The organism is Rhizobacter sp. P2_H2 (genome assembly GCF_056403375.1).
In genome coordinates, this window is sequence record NZ_JBFUFP010000371.1 from 1 (window position 1) to 4884 (window position 4884).

Sequence of the window (4884 nt, forward strand, 5' to 3'; positions counted from 1 at the left end):
TCTCGCGCCAGCTCGCCATGCCGCTCCCAAACGTCGGGATCACGATGTCGCGCGACAGGAAATACGAGGTCTCCATGTCGTCCATCTGGCAGCCTCGCGTGCGCAAGAAGTTCAGCGCCTCCGGCACGTCCGGCTCGTTCTTGAAGCCGAAGTGCACCGTCACCTGCCAGCAGTCGCGGCCCAGCGGCTCCATCTCGCAACGCTTCTCGAAACCGATCCACGGCACCTCGTGCAGCTTCACCGTCACGAACAGGTTGGTCTCGTGCAGCACCTTGTTGTGCTTCAGGTTGTGCAACAACGCATTCGGCGTCAGCCCCTGCTCGCTCACCAGGAACACCGCCGTGCCGGCCACCCGCGTCGGCGGACTCACGAACACCGCGTCGAGAAAACTCTTCAGGTCGATCGCGTCCTCGCGCAGGCGCTCGGCCATCAGCCGGCGACCCTGCTTCCAGGTCATCATGATCATGAACATCACGCCACCGATCACCACCGGGAACCAGCCGCCGTCGAACACCTTGATGACGTTCGCGCTGAAATAGGTGAAGTCGACCAGAAAGAAGAAGCCGGTCGCCGCCATGCTCAGCGGCCACGGGTACTTCCAGCCGTAACGGATCACGAAGAAGGTCATCGTGGTCGTGATCAGCATGTCGATCGTCACCGCAATGCCATACGCCGCCGCCAGCTTGCTGCTCGAGCCGAAGGTCACGACCGCCAGCACGATGCAGGCATACAGCCCCCAGTTGACGAACGGCACATACACCTGCCCCGTCTCCCGCACCGAGGTGTGCAGGATGCGCAGCCGCGGCAGGTAGCCGAGCTGCATCGCCTGCTTCGTCACCGAGAACGCCGCCGTGATCAACGCCTGCGACGCGATCACCGCCGCCAGCGTCGCCAGGCCGATCAGCGGGTACACCGCCCAGGGCGGCGCCATCTCGTAGAACGGGTTCTTCACGTTCTCCGGGTGCGCCAGCAACATCGCGCCCTGCCCGAAATAATTCAGCACCAGCGCCGGCATCGCGAGGCTGAACCACGCGAGACGGATCGGGCGCTTGCCGAAATGGCCCATGTCGGCATACAAGGCCTCGGCACCCGTCACGCACAACACGATCGAGCCGAGCGCGATGAACGCGATCGCCGGATGGCCCAGCAGGAAATCCAGCGCGTAATGCGGGCTCAGCGCCGCCAGCACGGCCGGGTTCGTCACGATCTGCGACAGCCCGAGCACCGCCAGCACCGCGAACCACAGCACCATCACCGGGCCGAACAGCTTGCCCACCGTCGCGGTGCCATGGCGCTGCACCAGGAACAGCAGCGTCAGCACCACCAGCGACAAGGGCACGATGTAGTGGTGCAGCCCGGGCGCCGCGACCTCCAGGCCCTCGATCGCGCCCAGCACCGTGATGGCCGGCGTGATCACGCCATCGCCGAAGAAGATCGCCGTGCCGAAGATGCCGACCATCAGCAGCCGCCTGCGCAGCACCGGCCGGTCCTTCACCGCCTGCGACGCCAGCGCGAGCATCGCGATCAACCCGCCTTCACCGTTGTTGTCGGCCCGCAGGATCAGCACCACGTACTTCACCGAGACCACCACCGTCAGCGTCCAGAACACCAGCGACAGCACGCCGTAGATGTTCTGCGGCGTCAACGGCACGTGACCGTGGGCGAAGACTTCCTTGAGTGCGTAGAGGGGGCTGGTGCCGATGTCGCCGTAGACGACGCCAAGGGCGCCCAGCGTCAGGGCGGCCAGGCTGGAGCTGGGACGATGCTGATTCACGTTCCACCGCGCCCGCCGAAGGGGCACGGCTCAATCCAAAGGACGGCCATTGTGCGCCCGTGGATACGCCCGGAAACAGATCGCCCGCCCCCACCCCCAAGGTGTCGGGGGTTGATGTTGCACTGCAGCAACGAGTGGTGTAGGGCCGAGCGCCGGGCCGCCCCAAGCCGGCCCGCATCCCCCCGGGGGATCGGCCGACGTACCCGTCGACCGAGGGGCTCCATCTACTCGTAGACCTCGGCGTCGGGGTCGGTCGCTTCCATTTCGTAGCTGGCCGCGAGCATGGCCAAGCGAGCGATCACTCCGTACATGTAGAAGCGATTCGGTGCACTGGCACCCGGCTTGACGCCCGGCTTGGGCAGCTGGTTCGACTCGGCGAAGGCCAGCGGCACGAAGCTCGCCCCGGGGGAATTCAGGTTCTCGTCGATGCCGCGCTCGGCGTTGACGCGGTAGAAGCCGCCAACCACGTAGCGGTCGATCATGTAGACGACCGGCTCGGCGACAGCGTCATTGACGCGCTCGTAGGTCGGCACGCCTTCCTGCAGGATGACCTCGCTGACCTCCTGGCCGTCCTTGATCACGCTCATCTTGTTGCGTGCCTTGCGGTTCAGGTCGACCAGGTCCTTCGGGTCGCGCACCGTCATGATCCCCATGCCGTAGGTGCCGGCATCGGCCTTCACGATGATGAACGGCTTCTCCTGGATGCCGTATTCCTTGTACTTGCGGCGGATCTTGCCCAGCAGCGCCTCGGCATTGCTCGCCAGGCATTCGGCGCCGGTGCCGTCGCTGAAATTGACCTCGCCGCAGCGGGCGAACATCGGGTTGATCAGCCACGGGTCCATGCCCAGCAGCTTGGCGAACTTCTTCGCGACCTCTTCATAGGCCTGGAAGTGGTTGGTCTTGCGGCGCACCGCCCAGCCGGCGTGCAGCGGCGGCAGCAGGTACTGCTCGTGCAGGTTCTCCAGCACCTTCGGGATGCCGGCCGACAGGTCGTTGTTCAGCAGGATCGTGCAGGGATCGAAATCCTTCAGCCCGAGGCGCCCGCGCGTGCGCAGCAGCGGCTCGACGGTCAGCGCGCTGCCGTCGGGCAGGTCGATCTGCGTCGGCGCCTTGATGGTGTCGTCCAGCGTGCCCAGGCGCACGTTCAGCCCGGCCTGGTGGAAGATCTGCATCAGGCGCGCCACGTTCATCAGGTAGAACGTGTTGCGGGTGTGCTTCTCGGGGATCAGCAGCAGGTTCTTGGCCTCGGGGCAGATCTTCTCGATCGCCGCCATCGCCGCCTGCACCGCCAGCGGCAGCATCTCGGGCGTCAGGTTGTTGAAGCCGCCCGGAAACAGGTTGGTGTCGACCGGCGCCAGCTTGAAGCCGGCATTGCGCACGTCGACCGAGGTGTAGAACGGCGGCGTGTGCTCCATCCATTCGAGGCGGAACCAGCGCTCGATGGCCGGCAGCGATTCGAGGATGCGCTGCTCCAGTTCGTTGATCGGGCCGGTGAGTGCAGTGATGAGATGGGGAACCATAAGAGCCCGTTGAACGCCTGGGGATCGCGGATTCTAGGCATCTGGGGTCGCCGCCGTCGATGGCAAGTGCGGAGGCCCCGGCCGGTGTGCGCCATGCGTCACGGCCGGCAGGGGCCCCCGGGCCGAAAAGGAAAAGGCCGCCCGGAGGCGGCCTTCCCTGTGTCCCGCGCGGACCGAAGTCCGCGCCTCTTCCCAAAATTACTGGTGATAAGCCGTCTCGCCGTGTGCCGAGATGTCCAGGCCTTCGCGTTCCTCTTCTTCCGTCACGCGCAGGCCGACCACCAGGTCAACGATCTTGAACGCCACCACCGAGACCACGCCCGACCAGACGACGGTCACGAGCACGGCCTTCAGCTGGATCCACACCTGGGCGCCGATGCCGTTGGAGGTGACCGAGGCCGTGACCCAGTCGCCGACCAGGCCGGGGCCGCCGAGCGATTGCGTGTTGAACACGCCCGTCAGCAGCGCGCCGACGATGCCGCCGACGCCGTGCACGCCGAACACGTCCAGCGAGTCGTCGGCACCGAGCAGCTTCTTCAGCGCGTTGACGCCCCACAGGCAGGCGAAACCGGCGACGAAGCCGATCACGATCGCGCCCATCAGGCCGACATTGCCGGCCGCCGGCGTGATCGCCACCAGGCCTGCCACCGCACCGGAAGCCGCACCCAGCATCGAGGCCTTGCCCCGCATCAGCGCTTCACCGATCGACCACGCGAGCACCGCGGCCGAGGTGGCCGTGAAGGTGTTCATGAAGGCGAGCACGGCGCTGTTGCCGGCTTCGAGCGCCGAACCGGCGTTGAAGCCGAACCAGCCCACCCACAGCAGCGAGGCACCGACCATCGTGAGCGTCAGCGAGTGCGGCGTGAACGCTTCCTTGCCGTAGCCGACGCGCTTGCCGACCATGTACGCACCCACCAGGCCCGCGACGGCGGCGTTGATGTGCACCACCGTGCCGCCCGCGAAGTCGAGCGCGCCCCATTGCCACAGCAGGCCGGCCTTCGAGTTCATCTCGTCGACGACGCCCGCGGCGCTGTACGCATCCGGGCCCATCCAGAACCAGACCATGTGCGCGATCGGCGCGTAGCTGAAGGTGAACCACAGCGCCATGAACAGCAGCACGGCCGAGAACTTGATGCGCTCGGCGAACGCGCCGACGATCAGGCAGCAGGTGATGCCGGCGAAGGTCGCCTGGAAGGCCGCGAACAGCAGCTCGGGGATGTAGACACCCTTGCTGAAGGTCGCGCCCATCGCGAACACGCCGGTGGCCGGATCGAAGATGCCCTTCATGAACAGCCGGTCGAGGCCGCCGACGAACTTGTTGCCTTCGGTGAAGGCCAGGCTGTAGCCGTAGATGGTCCACAGCACGACGATCAGCGAGAAGGTGACCATCACCTGCATCAGCACCGACAGCATGTTCTTGCTGCGGACCAGGCCGCCGTAGAACAGCGCCAGGCCCGGCACCGTCATCATGATCACGAGCAGCGTCGCGACGATCATCCAGGCGACGTCGCCCTTGTTGGCGACCGGCACGGCAGGCGCCGATGCGGCCGTTGCAGCGGACGCTGCGGCAGCCGGCGCGGAGGCCGCGTC

Annotated in this window: 3 protein-coding genes; all 3 read right to left on the reverse strand. The window is 66.3% G+C overall.

All coding sequences use genetic code 11. The annotated features are described in order from the left end of the window. Positions 1 to 1774: potassium transporter Kup (locus tag AC1D15_RS18215; protein WP_477827088.1), on the reverse strand; the 1774-nt coding region annotated here is incomplete at its 3' end. A gap of 224 nt (positions 1775 to 1998) precedes the next feature. Then, complete coding sequence (gene gshA / locus AC1D15_RS18220; protein WP_047509792.1) at positions 1999 to 3294, reverse strand: glutamate--cysteine ligase; 1296 nt, start codon at positions 3292 to 3294, stop codon at positions 1999 to 2001. Positions 3295 to 3492: 198 nt separating this feature from the next. Then, positions 3493 to 4884: ammonium transporter (locus AC1D15_RS18225; protein WP_477827089.1), on the reverse strand; the 1392-nt coding region annotated here is incomplete at its 5' end.